Origin of the sequence: Streptomyces sp. x-19, assembly GCF_046549115.1 — a bacterium.
Taxonomy (GTDB): domain Bacteria; phylum Actinomycetota; class Actinomycetes; order Streptomycetales; family Streptomycetaceae; genus Streptomyces; species Streptomyces albulus_C.
The window spans coordinates 1-16,060 of record NZ_JAJPWK010000043.1 but is presented as its reverse complement, the minus strand read 5'-3'; the positions used below and the strand labels follow the sequence as shown (position 1 = coordinate 16,060).

The following is a 16,060-nucleotide window of genomic DNA, read 5'->3' as shown; positions in this document are numbered from 1 at the left end:
GACTGAGCGCTTCAGCTGGCGAGCTTCGCCAACTGAAGTGCTCGGCGCGGGGCGTGTCCGTTACCGCCTTGGTCCTGCTGTGGCGTACAGCACGGTGCCGGTCGCCAGCAGGGCCCACGCGGTCGCGGTGGACGCCGTTGTGGCGGGAGAAATGATCATCCAGCCACCCACCTCTCCCGCGATGCCGGGGGGAACCAGGACGAGGAGGCTGAACGCGAGCCAGCCGATCGGCAGGGTCCATGCGAACTGTGCCCCGCACAGCACCGCCCCGAGCGCGGCCAGGCCGACCAGGCCCGCGCTGTCCCGGACGACGAGCGCAGCCGGGGCGAGCTTGGCTCCCGCCGCCTGGACCGTCAGCAGCGCCGCACCGGCGACCGCGCCGATCAGCAGCACGTGCGCTGCCCGCCGGGGCATCCACCGGATCGCGGCCGTCCGATCCAGCGCGGCATCCTGCCCGCCGAGCCCGACGGAAGCGGCCGCCACGTTCGCGGTGAGGACCAGGGCCGCGATCGCCAGGTTCACCGATCCTGGACCGTCGAGGGCCCACACCGCCAGCGCGACGAGCGCGACCGCGGCGGCCGAGGTGGGCACCTGTCGTGAACGGGCGTACAGAATCAGCCATCTCATGGGGATGTCTCCCCCGTCAGCGCCGCGAGCTCGTCCTTGCAGGAGAGCGCGGCGGCATGCGTCTGGGCGATCCGCGAGCGCTGCTCGGCCGACGGCAGGGCCGTCAGCTTCTCCCAGGCGGCTTTGGCGTTCGCCCACGTACCCTGCGAGTACGCGTAGGTGTCCGGCACCTGCAGCGGTTCGAACCGGCGATCGCCGAGGGCCCAGCTCGCGGCGATGCTCTGTGCGGGGATGTCGATCTGCCCCCTGCCTTCCCAGGGGGTGCGCGGTCCGCAGTTCGGTGTCAGGCCCTGGGCGACCAGAAGGCGGGTCAGTTCCGCCCCCGCCGCATGGGCGATCAGCGGGTCGTCGAAGTCGACCAGCACCACGTCGCCGGAGAGTTCGTGGTTGTCGCCGAGCGCGCGCAGCTCCGTGTCCTCCCGCACCGAGTTCGGCGCCTTGTCACCGAGGGCGTTGTGCAGCACGCGCAGCGCCTCCTTGCCGCGCGGCGCGAGCTCGGGCAGGCGTGAGCGGTTCGCCTGCGTCACGCACACCGGTCCGTCGCAGACCAGGGTGGCGGCGGCCTTGTCGACGACGTAGGTGCCGCGCGCAGCGGCCGGCAGGATCAGCAGGGTCACGGCCGCGCCGGCCAGGACGGGAGCCACCGCGAGCAGCCGGGCCCGGCGGGTGGTGGCCGACAGCAGTGCGAAGCCGGTGGCGAGCAGGCCGAGCAGCCAGAGCGTCTGACCGACGTGCACAGAGCCGGACAGGGTCAGCAGCATCTCCCGCGGCTCCGCGGTCGCCGGGGCCAGCAGGGCGAACCGGTTCGGCGCGATGCTCGAAGGCAGCGCCCCGTCATTGTCCTGCCGCAGGAAGAGGTCCGTCAGCAAGAGCAACACCATCAGGGCCGGCGGGGTGAGCACGGAGGGCACGGCCCGCGCGACGCCCATGCCGAACACGGCCCCCGCGACGAGGGCCAGCGCCGCCACCATCGAGATCGGCAGCCAGCCAAGGGGCATGTAGGTGGTGGCGCCGAGAGCCACCTGGACTCCGCCCACCAGGACGAGGAGACCGAAGCCCGACGCCAACGCCAGCGCCATCGCACCGGCCGGCAGCGCCGCACGGCGCCAGGCCGGCAGCGGCGTGGTCGTCAGCAGTTCGGCCATCCGCGAGCGGGATTCGCGCAGCCCGTACACCGCTCCCAGGCCCACCACGAGCGGCCACCAGAAGACCAGCAGGTACCGGGTCCACAGGGCCATGGAGGTCCACTGGGCCGTCCACCCCGCGGTGCCCTGCCACCAGATTCCGTCGATCAGACAGAAGACCGCCAGGCTGCCTGCCAGGACGACGACGCCGGGCCACGGGGCGACGGAGCGCTTCAGTTCGATGCGCAGGACACGTCCGTTCACCAGGTGCCTCCCGGCTGCTCGGAGCCCTGGAGCAGCGCCGAGTAGCCGCGCTCCAGGGGGCTGTCGCCCGGGTACTCGGGGCCGCCCGCCGCGGCCAGGTCGTCCGGTGTGCCCTGGAAGACGAGGCGGCCGTCGGCGAAGAGCACCACGTCGGAGCAGGCGGCCGCGACGTCCTCGACCAGGTGGGTGGAGACGACCACACAGGTGTCGCGGCCCAGTACCTGGAGCAGCTCGCGGAAGCGCAGTCGCTGCGTCGGGTCCAGGCCGACTGTCGGCTCGTCCAGCAGCAGCACCGCGGGGTCGTTGACGATGGCCTGGGCGATGCCGGCGCGCCGCACCATGCCGCCGGACAGGGTCTTCATCCGATGGTCGGCGCGGTCCGCGAGGCCCACCCGTTCCACCGCCCGCTGGACGGCCCCGGGGACGTGCGCCTTCGGAACCTCCTTCAACCAGGCCATGTACTCGACGAACTCACGCACTGTGAAGCGCTTGTAGTAGCCGAAATCCTGCGGCAGGTAGCCGATCCGGCGACGCAGGGCCCGGTGGTCGACCATCCCGCCCACGGAGGTGCCGAGCAGCTCCAGTTCGCCCTCGGTGGGGCGCAGCACGGTGGCCAGCGTCCGGATCAGGGTGGTCTTTCCCGCTCCGTTGGGCCCCAGGAGGCCGTGGGTGCCGATGCCCAGGCAGAGGTCGAGCCCGTCGACGGCCATCTTCTTGCGTCCGACGCGTACTCTCAGGCCGCTGGCCCGGATCTCCCAGGCGTAGGTTTTCGGCGCGGTGTCGGCCGCGCTCGTGGTGGGCGTCATGCGGTGGTCCCTTTCGAGGGTCGACGATGGTTTCACAGCGTTGAGTACGCGTTTCTGCGGGCGATCACGGCGCCGATGCCGAGCGCGAGGAGCAGCCCCCACACGGGCAGTTGGTCCGGCTGCAGGACAAGCCGCAGGGCAAGGGGGACGTGGCCGGTAGCCCACGCGGGTACCACGGCGACGCCCCACGCGACCGCCAGCCCGGTGGCGGCGCGGGTCACGCCGACCACGCTGCCCAGTGCCAGGGCGGTGGAGGTGAAGGCCAGGGAGGGCAGCAGCCACTGCGCGGCCGTCATGGTTCCGGTCAGCCATCCCCCCACCAGGAGCCCGGGCAGGACCACCACGAGAACCGCCGTGGTGCGCCTGAGGAGCAGGGGCAGGCCGGCCCGGGCGGTCGAGGCCGTCAGTTCGTGCGCCGGGTCCAGGCCGCGCGACCACGATGCGGCGACACCGCACAGCGGCAGCACAGGCGCGATCAGCGGCACGGGCGAGGTGTCACCGAAGAACGACGGCGACGCGACCGCGTCCAGCAGCAGCGCCATCAAGGTGACGACGACGGTCATGGCCAGCCACGGGGTCATGACCGGCGTCAGCCAGGACGACACCCAGCGCGGGCGGTGTCGCCGCGAAGGCGCCCTGACGGCCGCGTCCAACTGCGGTTCCAGACCGGCCCGGACGGTGTCGAGGAGCGCGGCGATGCCGGGCGCCTCTGTGGCCACACAGGCCGCCAGGCGACTACGGCACGGCGCGCACATCTCCAGATGGGCCTCCAACGCCCATACCGTGTCCGCGGCCATCGTCACGTCACCACCTGCGTACTCGTCGATCAACCGCATCGACGCGTGTTCCCCGCTCATGTCAGCGCCTCCCGCATCGCGATCCGGGCCCGGCGGGCGCGGGTCTTGACCGTGCCTTCGGGCAGTTGGAGCAGGACGGCGGTCTCCCGAATGGAGAGCCCGTCGAGCACCGTGGCCTGCAGTACCTGCCGCAGTTCTGGCGCAAGTTGCCGCAGGGCGTCGCCGATGTCGCCGCCGACGGTTCCGGCGAGTGCCTCGTCCTCCGCCGCGGGCACCACCGCCCTCTCGGCGGCGGCGACCGGCGGTTCGGCGTGGTGCGCACGGCGCCGGAACGCGTCGACGAGGCGGCGCGCCGCGATCGTCCACAGCCACCCGACGGCCGTCCCGCCGACCGCGCTCCCGGTGAAGGCGCCAGCCGCACGCCACACCGCCAGATAGGTCTCCTGCATGACCTCGGCGACGATCTGCTCGTCCGCGCAGCGACGGTGCAACCGCACCGCCAACCACGGCGAGGTGCGCCGGTACAACTCGTCGAACGCCCCGCGGTCACCTCTGGCCACCAGCCGAACGAGGCGCTCCTCGTCCAACTCGTCCAGTGCTCTCCTGCGTGATCTCACACCAGCCAGACGCCCGATGCGGCGCGCAGGTTCTGCATCTACCGTGAGCTGCGTCACAGTGCCGTCTGTGGAGGTTTGCGATCCCCGCGAACCCGGTCGCTGGCTTCGACCCGGCTCGTGGTGAACCCTGGCGTCTCGCGCTGCTTCACCCTCCTCGGCACAGCCCTGACCGAGTACGCCGACTGACTCGCAGTCACAATCGATGCCGAAGGTCCAGCCCGCCAACTGAAGCACTCACTCGCCAACCGAAGCGCTCAGTCACATGCGTCCCAGGGCTACGAAGCACTCGCTGAGACTGAACAGAAGAACTTGACAGGGAATCTCGTCGAGGCGCTCGCCCGCACCGGATATGTGGGCATCGCCAAAATCGCCATCAGGAGTCGCGAAAGGCTTGCCGTGCTCAGGCCCCGCAACTGCGTGCTGATCGTCCACACGCTGCTGTGGCAGGACGAACTGCGTGAACCCGGCGACCTCGCCCCGGCCGCGCCAGTCACCGATCGGGAGCTCGAACTCGCCGAGGTCTTGATCAGAGAGTTGACCGGCGTCGAAGGGCACGAGCTGCACGACGAGTACGCACACGCCCTGGAGCAGCTCGTGACGGCGAAGGCAGACCAGCGAGAGCTGGCGCAGCCGCCGGAGACCCCGGCACCGGTGGATCTGATGGCGGCACTGGAGGCGAGCGTACGGGCCGCGCACGCCAAGCCCTGATGCTGCCGGTGCTTGCCCTGCCTGAAAGGCGCAGGCGAACCTGCCCTCCGCAGTAGGGTCGCAACACGTGCGTGTGGACGACGCTGGCGAGGGACGGAGGGTTTCGGTGAGTGTGGCCTTAAGGGCTGTGGTGCTCGAATCGGACGATCCGGTGAGCCTGGGGGGATTTTGGAGTGCGGCTCTTTGCTCTACGATCGGCCCCGGCACAGAAGGCGTGACAATTCCTTTTGGGGAAGATGGGCAATCCCTGCTTTACATCGTTGAACGTACCGGTCGCGTGACAGGGAATAGTAAAGCCCCGCTGATGCACCTAGTGGCGTCGCATTCACTTTTGGAAGAAGTGGATAGGCTGGTTGAACTCGGCGCCATCATTGAAGAGGAAAAATGGGAGATCAACTCCTCTCTGAAGGTCGGTTGGTGCGGGATGGCCGATCCGGGAGGTAACCGCTTCCGCCTCCTTTCCAGCGATAGAGAAATCGCGGAAGCGGAACGGAAACTTGAATCGTGGAGTTGATGGCGGTGTGGTCGGCCCACAGGCAGGCCACACCGTGCGATCGCTTGCTGCCGTATGGGATCAGCGGCAGTACAGCGTCACCTTCGCGCTTGAGAACGCGTGGGACTGGGTGCGGCCCTTGTAGACCATGGCGAGAGTTCCCACGGTCACGAACTGCCGCTTGCTGATGAGGTCAGCGCACTTGTAGCCCACGGTCAGGGTCTTCTTCCCGCACTTGGTCCAGCCCCCGTTCTTGTGGGCCATGTCGTACACGGGATTGGCGATGCTCACCGTGAGGTGGCACTTGTCCGGCGGCTTGGGCGTGCATCGAGTGATCTCCACGGAAGCCCACACGGTCTTGCTTCCGGTAGTGAGGTGCCCCGGATTGTCTGCCCGGTAGAAGCAGCCAATGTCCTGCTGAATCATGGAGTTTTGCTCACCCGTGGGCAGTCCGGCACTTCCGTTCCAAGGTAGAGGTACGGAGCTCGCGGGAGCGGCAGATAAGATCAGTAGTGTCGGCAGGGCAACGCCGAGTGCGGCGAGTTTTCGATTCATCGCTTCCCCGTTTCTCGCGACGATCTGACACCGACAGTTCTATCAGCGCAAAGAACCTTCATTCGAGCGATTTTCGAGGACTGGCGCGAACCTCTCCTTGCAGCCAACACGCCGATCACAAAATTACTTGACAGTCAAAGCCCAGGTCGCGGCGATCACGTTCTGCGGATCAGGTAATTCAGACACTGCTTTTGGCCTGAGAAACAAAAAATACTGGAAGGATTTGTCCCGGTTCCCGGCCGCCACCCGCATCACCGATGCCGACCAGGAGCCTCCACCTCGCTCAGGCCGCTCTGACCGCCGCACCGCGCTGCCAGACCGGGTGGGCCATGATGCAGCGGTCTCCCGGAGCACAGCCCCTCCCAGCGTCCCGTGGAAGTGCGCCGGGCCCTGGAGCGACCAAGTCAGTCGCGCCCTCTCCCCGCACCTGGCGCACGAAGCCGGCGCCGACACGCAACACTGAGGGCATGGCCGTGCAGTCTCCCTCGTTTCCGGTACCGAACGCGTTCGAGTTGCTGTGTGCGCAGTACGCAGGGCGGTTGCCCGCTCGGTTGGAGGACCTGGCTGGCCCCGTCTGCGGCACGATCGACCTGCCGCTGCACGTGGTCTGGTCGGGGCGCCGCTCCTACGGCCTGGAGCAGCCGCGTTCTCGGATGAGCCTGTACCGCACCGTCCTCGCCGAAGGACAGCGCCAGGACCTGATCGACTTCCTGAACCGGGATCTGCTCCTCGCGCAGTGGCCGGTGCTGCGGACACTGATCAGCCGCCCGATCAGGGACGTGTGGGAAGCCGCTTTCAACGTCAACTTCGCGACACGCCGTGCCGCTTCTGCATCGATCACGCGCATCCGTCACGCCGACAGCAGAATCGAACACCCTGCCCACGCGTGCCCGTGCGCCACCCGACGCCACGCCTCGCCACCACGCCCAACGCAGGCCGCGGCGTCCGCCCCGATCCACCAAGGCGAGCGCCGCATCCGAGCACGCAAACTCGGCGAGCTCCCCGAGCCAGCGCCTGACCTACACGCGTCCGGTCCCACTGAACCTCACTGAATTCCGACTGCTCGCTTGTAGCCAGCCGACTGTGGTCCGGGCGGCGGACAACTGGCCGACCACACACGGCTCCGGGCCCGGGCGGCCGGTCAACCAGCTTCAGCCGGGGGTGCTGACGAACAAGGGATCGAGCGGATCACCTTCATACCCGACGACGAGACAGGCCGCGGCGACCGGTCCTCGGGAGAGCTCCACGAGCCGAGCCAGGACTGCCGCCTCGGACGGCAGTCCGGCGGGATCGAGGCCGAGCGCCCAGGCCGCGCGGTCGCGTCGCCGGTCAAGGTCGGGCACGTCCTCCCGGTACTCGTCGGCAACCGCCTGGAGTTCTCCTGCCGTCCGTCCGGGAGCATCCCGCCACCACGGTGCCACCAGACACAGCCGCACCAACTCTGGCAGTCCGAGGGCGAGCGGTCCGGCCTCGCCGTCGAGACTGACGTACACCACGGGGCGTTCCTCTCCGCCCTCGCCGACGAAGCAGAACGCGTCGCCTGAGCCCGCCCGCGCAAACTGCTCCAGCCGGGCTCCAGACGCAAGCCGGACCCCGTCTTCCAGCCCTTGGTCGGCCGGGTCCGTCGCGTCGAGATCCGCAACCCCGGCGAAGAAGTCGATGACCTCCTGGTCGGCACCCAGGAGAGGCAACAACGGGCCGTGGTGGGCGGGTACGTCGGCTGATGCATTCGATCCGTTCACCTGGCAACCGTAACCGGGGCCTCCGACAGCGGTGGCGTCAGACCGCCAGGGGGCTGGGCGGGGACAAGGTGGCGAGGCCCACGGGCGTGGGTGCGCGGCCTCGTCTGCAAGCTGGTGCTCAAGCCCGATGAGACAGGGCAGCACGAACAAGATTCGATGTCACGAAACCGGTAGTCGTCACACTCCGATGGCAAACGAGCAAGATCCGATGACAGGGGACAGCGGGTGCGGTAGGCGGCCGGTGAGAGCTCCGGGCTGCTGCTGGGCCGGGACTGGGGTGCGGGCGGCCGCCACCCCGGGTGGGTGCGGCGGCCGTGGGTGGAATCAGATCGCTCGAGTCAATCAGCAGAGCGGCGGATCAGCCCGGCGTCACTGCACCCTCTGGCATTCCGAACCACTCCTCCAGCGCCTCCGCCAGCCCGGCCGTCGGAGTCAGCGCCTGCGACCCGGCGTCGGCTGCCCAGGCCGTGAAGCCGTCCGGACGGACGAGGACCGCCGCCAGTTCCAGGCGGGACGGACAGCCGGCCGTCAGGGTATCGACGCGGCCGGCATACCCCGCGGCGAGGGCCCGGAGCTCCGGGTCGTCGGTGAGGTCGAGCAGGAGCGCCCGGCCGCCGTGCAGGTGGTCCGCGAGGCGGCCACCGTCGGTGAGTTCGAGGTCCGGGGTGCTGCGGCCGGTCAGCGGGTGCTCGCCCGGCAGCTCGTACCGCACCCCGCCACCGTTGAGCCGCGCGGTGAGGTACGTGGTGCCCGCGACCGTCTCCGCCAGGTCGCTGACGATCTCGCGCAGGGCCCGGGACTGCGGGTCCGGGCGCATGGCCGCGACCTGGGACCGGGTCCAGTCCAGGACCCACGCACCGACCGGGTGGCGCTCGGAGGTGTACGTGTCCAGCAGCCCTTCCGGCGCCCGGCCGGCGATCACCGCGGCGAGCTTCCAGCCGAGGTTCATCGCGTCCCCGATGCCCAGGCTCAGCCCCTGGCTGCCGAACGCGGAGTGCACGTGCGCCGCGTCGCCCGCCAGCAGCACCCGGCCCTTGCGGAAACCCTGCTGGCCGACCTCGCCGAAACCCTCGCTCATGGAACCGGCACCCGGCGGACGACTGCCCTCAGCCCACACACCCGCCGACACACCACGCCTCCGCCCGCGCTCCCCACCCCCGCAGCCAGGCGCCCCAATGGCCGGCCCCTGTGACCTCCGGCAAAGGAACGTGGGAAACCGAGAGTTCACCGTAAGTTAGGCACCGGTCGCGTGCTGGCAACTCGCTGCGGTGCGACGCCTGGTGGAACTGAAGTGCGCCGAAGACGTGCCCGGCGCCCTGTCTGACCAAAGCTCCCCGGGTTCGGATCGGTCCTTCTCACCTGCGCGAACGGGCCCTGCCCCTAACCCCGCTGCCGTGGAGGAGAACGGCTCCAAGGTCAACGTCGTTGCAGAGCAGGCGGCTTGGAACCAGAACCGGGTGAGCGGCTGCGGCAGGAACGTGTGGCGGCAGCATGGGCGGAACTGGGCTAGGCCGTGTATCGAAAGTGGATCTTGAGCCATGAATGATCACGGTCCATGGGTCGGGGAGATCTCACGGACGAGCAGTGGGCAGTGCTGGAGCCGTTGTTGCCGAAGGGCGCGAGGGTGGGACGGCCGCCTGTCTGGCCTCGGCGGCAGTTGATCGACGGCATACGGTTCCGTGTGCGGACCGGTGTGCCGTGGCGGGATGTACCCGTCGAGTACGGACCGTGGAGCCGGGTCTACGACTTGTTCCGCCGGTGGCAGCGGAACGGCGCCTGGCAGCGAATTCTCACTCGGCTTCAATCCCTGGCCGACGCGAGAGGCGCGATCGTCTGGGACTTGAGCGTCGACTCCACGGTCTGCCGCGCTCACCCGCACGCGGCCGGGGCCCGCAAGCGGGGTGACCTGCAGAAGGAACCGCCGGGCGGTGTGTTCACCGAGCCTGGAGATCACGGGCTGGGAAGGTCGCGCGGCGGGTTCACCACCAAGTTGCACCTGGCGGTCGAGCAGGGCCAGAGGCCCATGTCGATCGTGATCACGGCAGGGCAGCGTGGCGACTCGCCGCAGTTCGAGCCCGTGCTGGAGAGGGTCCGTGTGCCCCGCCTCGGGCCGGGCCGGCCGCGCGTCCGCCCCGATCGCGTGCGCGCGGACAAGGCGTACGCTTCCCGCAAGAACCGCGCCTACCTGCGCCGCCGTAGTATCCGCTGCACCATCCCGGACAAGGCCGACCAGGCGCGCAACCGCAAGAAGCGTGGCTCCCGCGGTGGCCGGCCGCCCGGATTCAACGCCGAGGACTACAAGGCTCGGCATGCCGTCGAGTGCGGCATCAATCGTCTCAAAAGGAACCGGGCTGTGGCCACGAGACACGACAAGCTCGCGGGCCGCTACGAGGCCACTGTCCTCGTAGCGGCCATCAACGAGTGGCTTTGACCGGCTCATTCAGGGATGACGGACGGCCAGCCCGTGGTGTCTTGGGGTTCAGGCGTTGATGGCATGTTCGACGAACTGGCCGCAGGCGCGGAACCCTAGGCGGCGGTAGACGGGCTCGCCGTCGGCCGACGCCTGCAGGACCGCGATGCGGTGGTCTCGCTCGCGGGCCGCGCGGAGGGCCGCGATCGTGATGGCTCCGCCGTAGCCGCGTCGGCGGTGGGCGGCCAGGGTGGAGATGTTGTAGATGCCGGCGACTCCCGCATGGTGGAACACCTCGGCGGAGCAGACCGGACGGTTCTCCACATAGCCCACCAGATACCGGGCCGGGCAGGTCGCGGCCAGCGCCTGCGAAGCGGCCCGGGCGAAGAAGCCGCGGACGGTTTCGGCGGGTGGATTCCAGTTCGCGGCGAGGACCGCGGCGTAGTCGGCGAGCTGTTCGAGCGTGGTCACCGTCCGGATGTCCAGTCCCGGGACAGCGGGAGGCGGCAGGGTGTCGTCCAGCTCGGCCCACATCGCCGTCTCGCGTTCGGAGACCGGCAGACCGGCCGCCGTCAGGCGGGCAGCGAGGTCCGCCGGTGTCGAGGCAGGACCCACCCACCAGGAGAAACTGCGGCCGGTGCCGGCCAGCGTCCCGACGGTCTCGGTGATGCGGGCCGTAGCGTCTTCGGCGGTGAAGCGGCCCGCGGCGACGATGTTGAACGTGTCGTCGTCCAGGCCGCTGTCCGCCACCAGGAGATCGCCGGTCTCTGCGACGGTCGCACCGGACATACTCCGGTGCAGATGACAGGCGTGTTCCGCCAGGTTCCGTTCCATCCTGTCCGTCAAGTCAGCTTCGTCAGCTAAATAATCATTCATAGCAATTGACCCCAGCACGACCGAACGAAGACCGCACGTCATTTTAGGCATTGCCACGCCGACGACCAGCACTTTCGATACACGCCCTAGCAGCCGGCGCGAGAGGGCGCAACATAGCGTGGGTTCGCCGGTTCGCGCACGACTGGATCACCGCCTACCACCTGCCGCCCTACGCACCCGACCTCAACCCCGTCGAGGGCATCTGGTCCATCCTCCGCCGGACCAGCCAGGCCAACACCGCCTTCATCGATCCCGACCACCTCATGCACGAGCTCCGACATGGCCTTCGCCAGATCCAATACCGCAGCGACATCATCAACAGATGCCTCACCGGAACAGGGCTCACACCGACGACACCACGACTACAACCTCAGTAACGGTCGGCCGCCGGCCCCCGCCAGTCCTCGTGCCGGATGCGGGCGAGGTCGCGCACGCCGCTGACCGTCCCCCATTCGTTCTTCCCCAGCCGTGACAGCGGGCGCAGTTTGTCGATCTCCGGGTGTCCCTCGACCAGGACGCCGTCCGAGACCACGGCGTGCAGCACGCGCCCAAAAACCACGGTCCCGTCGCCGATCCGCACCGTGCTGTGCAGTTCGCACTCCAGGGCCACCGGGGCGGCGGCAACGCGAAGCGGCTTCACCCGGAGGCTGGGCTCGGATTCGATCGCCGCGGCCTCGAACTCGCTCACGCCATGGGGAAAGTCGGTGGCCGTGTCGTTGATCTGCTCGAAGAGTTCCTCCGGCGTGAAGTTGACCACGAATTGGCCGGTGGCCTCGATGTTCCGCAAGGTGTCCTTGCGGCCCACGGAACTGAACAACACCACGGGCGGCCGCACGCTGGCGATGCTGAAGAAGGAATGCGGGGCCAGATTGGCCGTGCCGTCAGGGGACATGGTCGACACCCAGGCGATCGGCCGGGGCACGACCGTCGCGGTCAACAGCTTGTAGAAGTCGTTCGGAGCCATCTCTGCAGGATCGAAGTCAACGCGCATGGTGATCAGTATCCCTCCGCACGGCCGCGGATTCCACGGAGGAGCTGCGGCATCGCCCGACGGCGGGGTTCGTCGGAAAGTGCCTAGCGCCCTCAGCCGACGTGGTACTCCCCGATCTCTCCGCTGTGGCAGCCAGCCTTACGGATGCCGGCGTGGAAGTGACCATCACCGTGCGATAGGAGATAGCGCCAAGCAACCGCGACCCGGTGCGTCAAGTGGAACGGTTCGCAGATGTGTTGAGCAGGGCAGGAGCCGGATCGAGTGCTGAGCCGGATCGCACGCGATGGTGAGGCATCTGCCCGTGGCCGCCTGCCCCGGTCCAGGGCAGGCGAGGCGCTCTGTGCTTGGTCACGATGCAGTGAGCTTCACCCGGTGATTGCCGCGGGTCCATCTGACTCCCGCCATTCGTGATCGAGGACCGAGTATGTGATCGAGTCCCGCCACGCTCCCCGTACGAATACGTGCTCCCGGATGCGGCCTTCCTCCGTCATGCCGGCGCGCAGCAAGGTCTTGGCGGAGGCGGCGTTCAGTGGGGCGCGGGCCGCCCAGATGCGGTGCAGGCCAAGGCGGTTGAAGCCGAGAGCGCACATGAGGTGCACGGTTTCGGTGCCCAGTCCCGCGCCCCAGGTGTCCGGGCGCAGGGCGAAGCCGATGGTGGCGGCCTTCTGGGCGTGCGGGTCGAGCGCCAGACGGGCAAAGCCCACCAGGCTCCTTTCCTCCCGGCGGACCACACCGAGGGCGTACTCGGTGCGGGATCGCTCGCCGGCGGAGGCGATAGAGCGGGCGACGATCTCCCCGACCTGTTCATGGCTCCGGGGTTCGAAGCTGAGGTGGCGGGTGGCCTCGGCGTCGCCGTAGATGGCGTGTACGGCGTCCACGTCGTCGCTGGTGAGTTCGCGCAGCTGAAGCCGGGAACCGGCGATGTCGACCGGGTGCATGGTTGGGACCCTACCCGCAGACGGTGTTACCTGGGCAGGGCGGCGACAGGGGCCGCAGCGAACGCCTCGATCTCCTCCCGCGCCGCGCGCGCTTCGGGAGTGGTGAGCCACCGGGGATCACGCAGTGCGGTGTGGACCTGCCGCACCGAGGCGACGATGCCTTTGATGCGCTGATCGGCGGGCAGGTCGAGAACGGGCCGCAGAGCTTCGTCGACGCCGTCGAGGGATCCGGCGTGGACGCGGGCGAGGGCGAGGTCGGTGTGGGCACCGGCCTGGTCGCCGAACGCCCAATCCTCGGGCTCCGCTCGGCTGTAGGCGGCGACGGCCGCTTCGGCCTGCTGTTCCGCCTCGGGAGCGTCGGACAGCCAGGCGGTGGCGTCGGCGGCGTAGTAGAGCTGGCGAGGCACTGGGAAGGTCATGATGCCGCCGAACTCGTCCAGGTCGTCAGGGGACGTCGCGTCGCGGGCCCGTTCGGCTCGTCCGAGGGAGTCCCGTACGGCTTTCACATCGCCGAGTGCGGCTCCGGCCCGGGCGTGCAGGCAGGACAGCCATACCGCGCTGGTGCCGGTTACGCCGGCAACCTGGGAGGTGCCGAGTGCGGCGTACTGCGAGGCTTCCTGGTGCCGGCCGTCCCAGTAGGCGATCAGGGATTGCAGGCCGCGGACCCAGGCGCGCATGGCGTGGTGGTCCGCATTGTCCGCGCACACATAGGCGGTGCGGGCCTGTGTCATCGCCGCTGGACTTCCGCGCGTGATGCCAACTGCACAACGCTTGAAGGTTCGCCGGGTCGTGATCGTCACCTGGGACTACGTGGTCCACGTCCGTGGCCGGCGCCGTGCACCGCGCCCCCGTGTCCCGCAGGACCGCCACGCACTGGAAGCCGTCCCGCTTCAAGACGGACAGGCGACGGACCGGCCAGTCCGCGGTGAGGCGGGAGCGCCGGTTGCTACCGTGCCAGGCCAAAGTGCCTCCATTGTCTGCGCCATCGGTCGGTCTCGCGCCGGTGCCGCTCGCAAGGTGTCGGTGGGCATTGACAGTGTGTTTGCTGTCAGAGCTGCCACGAGTATTCGCCAGGTTTCGCCAGGGTTTGCCAGATGGTTTGGCATCCGCTCCGTGCGCAAGAGTCGGGTGAAACCGCTCCCCTTGGAGGACGAGATGCCTGGTAATCCGACAGCGCGGCACCCGCAGTTTGAACTCCGTTGCGGAGGACTGCACTTAACCATTCAGCGCGTCCCTGCATGGCTCATCACGCTCGCGACAGCAGCGGGCGGTTCCGGGGTCACCTGGTGGACCACCCGCTGAAGTGACGGAACCAGACTCGACAGCCACCGATACTGAACTTGATCGGGTGATGTCGGGTCCGTTCACCTGGCGGTGACCTGTCGCCCTCGATCGATGGCTGCCTCACCGGCACCGGGCTGGCCCTCGACGACTGACCATGCATGGACAAAAACGCTGGCGTCGAGGCGAACGACGCGGCATGGTCAGGCGCATGCACATTACCGAGTGCCGCAGCGAGGATGTCGTCCTCCTCGACCAGCACCTGCCCTCCGGCGGCGCAACCTCCTTCCATGCCCGGCGCTTTGCTCGCCATACCGCGGGCAGCAGCACGTATCTGGTCGCCTGGATGGACGGCTGTCCGGTTGGCAATGGTGAGGTCCGGTGGAACGGCTGCGCCGCCCCAGAGGTCCAGGCCGCCTTCGCGGACTGCCCGGAGATCAACGGCCTGGATGTCGCCGAACCGCTGCGCGGCACCGGGATCGGCACCGCGCTCATACGCCATGCCGAACGACTCGCGGTACAACGGAACACGCGCAAGATCGGACTGGGCGTTGACGACCACGGCAATCCTCGGGCCGCAAGGCTCTACACCCGCTTGGGCTACCAACCAACAATCCGCTACCTGGACCACTGGTCCTACATGGATCGGGACGGCATCACCCACCACGTCGAAGACCCCGGCATCTTCCTCGTCAAAGATCTGGCCGCAGACGTCCCCCGACGCTGACGGCCAAGACAGCCACCATTCCCAACCCTCACGCCAAGCCCGACATCACGCATTCAACTTCAGTAGCGGTAGTTCGTTAAATCCGGCGGTGGCGTGGGTTGACGGCAGTTCGGGTTGGTCGTAGGCCGGTGGGAGGAGTCAACTGCCTGGCTGGGGGCCGAAGATGACCGCTCGCCGTCCGTGTCCGCCTGCGCCGGGGCCGTTGGAGGACTACGCGGCCCGACTCGACGACCTCTTCTTCAGTCTGGCCCAGCGGTGAGGGTTTCGCGAGTATCTGACCGGGCTGCTGGCGCCGCGGGAGCGGAACAAAACAATCACATGTCTGGCAGGGGCGGAGCCGGTAGCGGGTGCGGGGATGCCGGGGGTGCAGCGGCTGCAGTTTTTCCTGTCCGAGTCGCCCTGGGAGGTCGAGTTGGTCAACGACCGGAGGCTTGAGCTGCTGCGCGAGCAGCCGGCGACGGCTCCGCACGACGGCGGGGTCATCGTGATCGACGACTCCGGTGACCGCAAGGACGGCACCGCTACCGCGCATATCGGCAGGCAGTGGCTGGGCCGGTTGGGAAGGACGGACAACGGCATCGTCACGGTGACCACGGTGTGGACGGACGGCCGTGTGTACTACCCGCTGCACGCGACTCCCTACACCCCCGCCCACCACTTCACCCGCGGCCGTTCCGACCCGGCCTTGCGCACCAAACCGCAGCTGGCCGCAGACCTCGCGGCCCGCGGGAAGGAGGCGGGCTTCGGCTGCCGAGCGGTGGTCGCCGACTGCGCCTACTTAAGTGAGCGACGACTGGTATCTCGCACTGCGCGAGGCTGGCCTGGCCTACGTGGTCGCGCTCAAGCCGCACCGCGGCACCTGGGCTCCGGCCGACCAACCACACACCCCCATCGAAGCGGCCCACGCCCTGGTCTGGAAGGATGCCAGGCGTCCCAGCGACTGGACGCCCGTGGAGCGTCACTTCCGTGACGGGCAGACCGAGACCTGGTGGGCCGCTGACACCCGCCTGAGCGGCTACGGACCTGACTCGCCCTGCCGGCTGGTCGTGGCCACCACCGACCCGGCTACGTTGCCTGAGAAGGCCACTTGGTACCTGGCCACCA

16 protein-coding genes and 3 pseudogenes are annotated in these 16,060 nt (G+C 68.7%); 7 read left to right on the top strand and 12 right to left on the bottom strand.

What is annotated here, in order from left to right; genetic code table 11:
• Nucleotides 1-60: 60 nt before the first annotated feature.
• The 5 genes from ACLJT4_RS40380 to ACLJT4_RS40360 are packed head-to-tail and all read right to left on the bottom strand — an operon-like array spanning nt 61 to nt 4,178.
• Nucleotides 61-627, bottom strand: coding sequence for a hypothetical protein (locus tag ACLJT4_RS40380; RefSeq protein ID WP_411130040.1), 567 nt, complete (start codon nt 625-627; stop codon nt 61-63).
• Nucleotides 624-2,015 carry a hypothetical protein gene (locus tag ACLJT4_RS40375; protein ID WP_411130039.1) on the bottom strand — a complete coding sequence of 464 codons (1,392 nt, stop codon included), beginning with the start codon at nt 2,013-2,015 and terminating at the stop codon, nt 624-626. Before ACLJT4_RS40375 ends, ACLJT4_RS40380 begins: the two co-directional genes overlap by 4 nt.
• Entirely contained in the window at nt 2,012-2,821 is an 810-nt protein-coding gene (locus ACLJT4_RS40370; RefSeq protein WP_411130038.1) for an ABC transporter ATP-binding protein, read from the bottom strand. The genes ACLJT4_RS40375 and ACLJT4_RS40370 overlap by 4 nt, the downstream gene beginning before the upstream one ends.
• 32 nt (nt 2,822-2,853) lie before the next feature.
• Nucleotides 2,854-3,678 carry a zf-HC2 domain-containing protein gene (locus tag ACLJT4_RS40365; RefSeq protein WP_411130037.1) on the bottom strand — a complete coding sequence of 275 codons (825 nt, stop codon included), beginning with the start codon at nt 3,676-3,678 and terminating at the stop codon, nt 2,854-2,856.
• A complete protein-coding gene (locus ACLJT4_RS40360; protein ID WP_411130054.1) occupies nt 3,675-4,178 on the bottom strand; it encodes an RNA polymerase sigma factor in 504 nt (167 codons plus the stop codon). Before ACLJT4_RS40360 ends, ACLJT4_RS40365 begins: the two co-directional genes overlap by 4 nt.
• Before the next feature lie 366 nt (nt 4,179-4,544).
• Between ACLJT4_RS40360 and ACLJT4_RS40355 the strand changes: the two genes are divergently transcribed.
• Nucleotides 4,545-4,943 (top strand): Ku protein, encoded by a 399-nt coding sequence (locus ACLJT4_RS40355; RefSeq protein ID WP_411130036.1) that lies wholly within the window; start codon nt 4,545-4,547, stop codon nt 4,941-4,943.
• 67 nt (nt 4,944-5,010) lie between these two features.
• On the top strand, nt 5,011-5,457 hold the full coding sequence (locus ACLJT4_RS40350) for a VOC family protein (protein WP_411130035.1): 447 nt from the start codon (nt 5,011-5,013) through the stop codon (nt 5,455-5,457).
• Between the two features lie 60 nt (nt 5,458-5,517).
• Here the strand turns inward: ACLJT4_RS40350 and ACLJT4_RS40345 are convergent, their stop codons facing one another.
• A complete protein-coding gene (locus ACLJT4_RS40345) occupies nt 5,518-5,778 on the bottom strand; it encodes a hypothetical protein (RefSeq protein ID WP_411130034.1) in 261 nt (86 codons plus the stop codon).
• Between the two features lie 680 nt (nt 5,779-6,458).
• On the opposite strand from ACLJT4_RS40345, the pseudogene ACLJT4_RS40340 reads away from it, so the two are divergent.
• Nucleotides 6,459-6,788: pseudogene (locus ACLJT4_RS40340) on the top strand (hypothetical protein); the annotation flags it as partial.
• A gap of 354 nt (nt 6,789-7,142) precedes the next feature.
• On the opposite strand, the gene ACLJT4_RS40335 reads toward ACLJT4_RS40340, so the two are convergent.
• Both ACLJT4_RS40335 and ACLJT4_RS40330 read right to left on the bottom strand, forming a co-directional pair.
• Entirely contained in the window at nt 7,143-7,733 is a 591-nt protein-coding gene (locus ACLJT4_RS40335) for a hypothetical protein (protein ID WP_411130033.1), read from the bottom strand.
• Between the two features lie 358 nt (nt 7,734-8,091).
• Nucleotides 8,092-8,775: pseudogene (locus ACLJT4_RS40330) on the bottom strand (FAD-dependent monooxygenase); the annotation flags it as partial.
• A 513-nt stretch (nt 8,776-9,288) separates the two neighbouring features.
• Here ACLJT4_RS40330 and ACLJT4_RS40325 point away from each other — a divergent pair.
• Nucleotides 9,289-10,164: an IS5 family transposase gene (locus tag ACLJT4_RS40325; protein WP_411130032.1), complete on the top strand. Its 876-nt coding sequence runs from the start codon at nt 9,289-9,291 to the stop codon at nt 10,162-10,164.
• A 48-nt stretch (nt 10,165-10,212) separates the two neighbouring features.
• Here the strand turns inward: ACLJT4_RS40325 and ACLJT4_RS40320 are convergent, their stop codons facing one another.
• Nucleotides 10,213-10,977, bottom strand: coding sequence for a GNAT family N-acetyltransferase (locus ACLJT4_RS40320; RefSeq protein ID WP_411130053.1), 765 nt, complete (start codon nt 10,975-10,977; stop codon nt 10,213-10,215).
• 176 nt (nt 10,978-11,153) lie between these two features.
• Here ACLJT4_RS40320 and ACLJT4_RS40315 point away from each other — a divergent pair.
• Nucleotides 11,154-11,396 (top strand): annotated as a pseudogene (locus ACLJT4_RS40315) (transposase); the annotation flags it as partial.
• On the opposite strand, the gene ACLJT4_RS40310 reads toward ACLJT4_RS40315, so the two are convergent.
• From ACLJT4_RS40310 to ACLJT4_RS40300, 3 genes are all read right to left on the bottom strand, one after another.
• Entirely contained in the window at nt 11,390-12,010 is a 621-nt protein-coding gene (locus ACLJT4_RS40310) for a flavin reductase family protein (RefSeq protein ID WP_411130031.1), read from the bottom strand. The pseudogene ACLJT4_RS40315 and the gene ACLJT4_RS40310 sit on opposite strands and share 7 nt — an antisense overlap.
• A gap of 365 nt (nt 12,011-12,375) precedes the next feature.
• Nucleotides 12,376-12,948 carry a GNAT family N-acetyltransferase gene (locus ACLJT4_RS40305; protein WP_411130030.1) on the bottom strand — a complete coding sequence of 191 codons (573 nt, stop codon included), beginning with the start codon at nt 12,946-12,948 and terminating at the stop codon, nt 12,376-12,378.
• 26 nt (nt 12,949-12,974) lie between these two features.
• Complete coding sequence (locus ACLJT4_RS40300) at nt 12,975-13,679, bottom strand: hypothetical protein (protein WP_411130029.1); 705 nt, start codon at nt 13,677-13,679, stop codon at nt 12,975-12,977.
• A gap of 761 nt (nt 13,680-14,440) precedes the next feature.
• Here ACLJT4_RS40300 and ACLJT4_RS40295 point away from each other — a divergent pair.
• Together ACLJT4_RS40295 and ACLJT4_RS40290 are read left to right on the top strand one after the other, a co-directional pair.
• Nucleotides 14,441-14,956, top strand: coding sequence for a GNAT family N-acetyltransferase (locus ACLJT4_RS40295; RefSeq protein WP_411130028.1), 516 nt, complete (start codon nt 14,441-14,443; stop codon nt 14,954-14,956).
• Nucleotides 14,957-15,230: 274 nt separating this feature from the next.
• A complete protein-coding gene (locus ACLJT4_RS40290; protein ID WP_411130052.1) occupies nt 15,231-15,926 on the top strand; it encodes a transposase in 696 nt (231 codons plus the stop codon).
• Nucleotides 15,927-16,060: the final 134 nt, after the last annotated feature.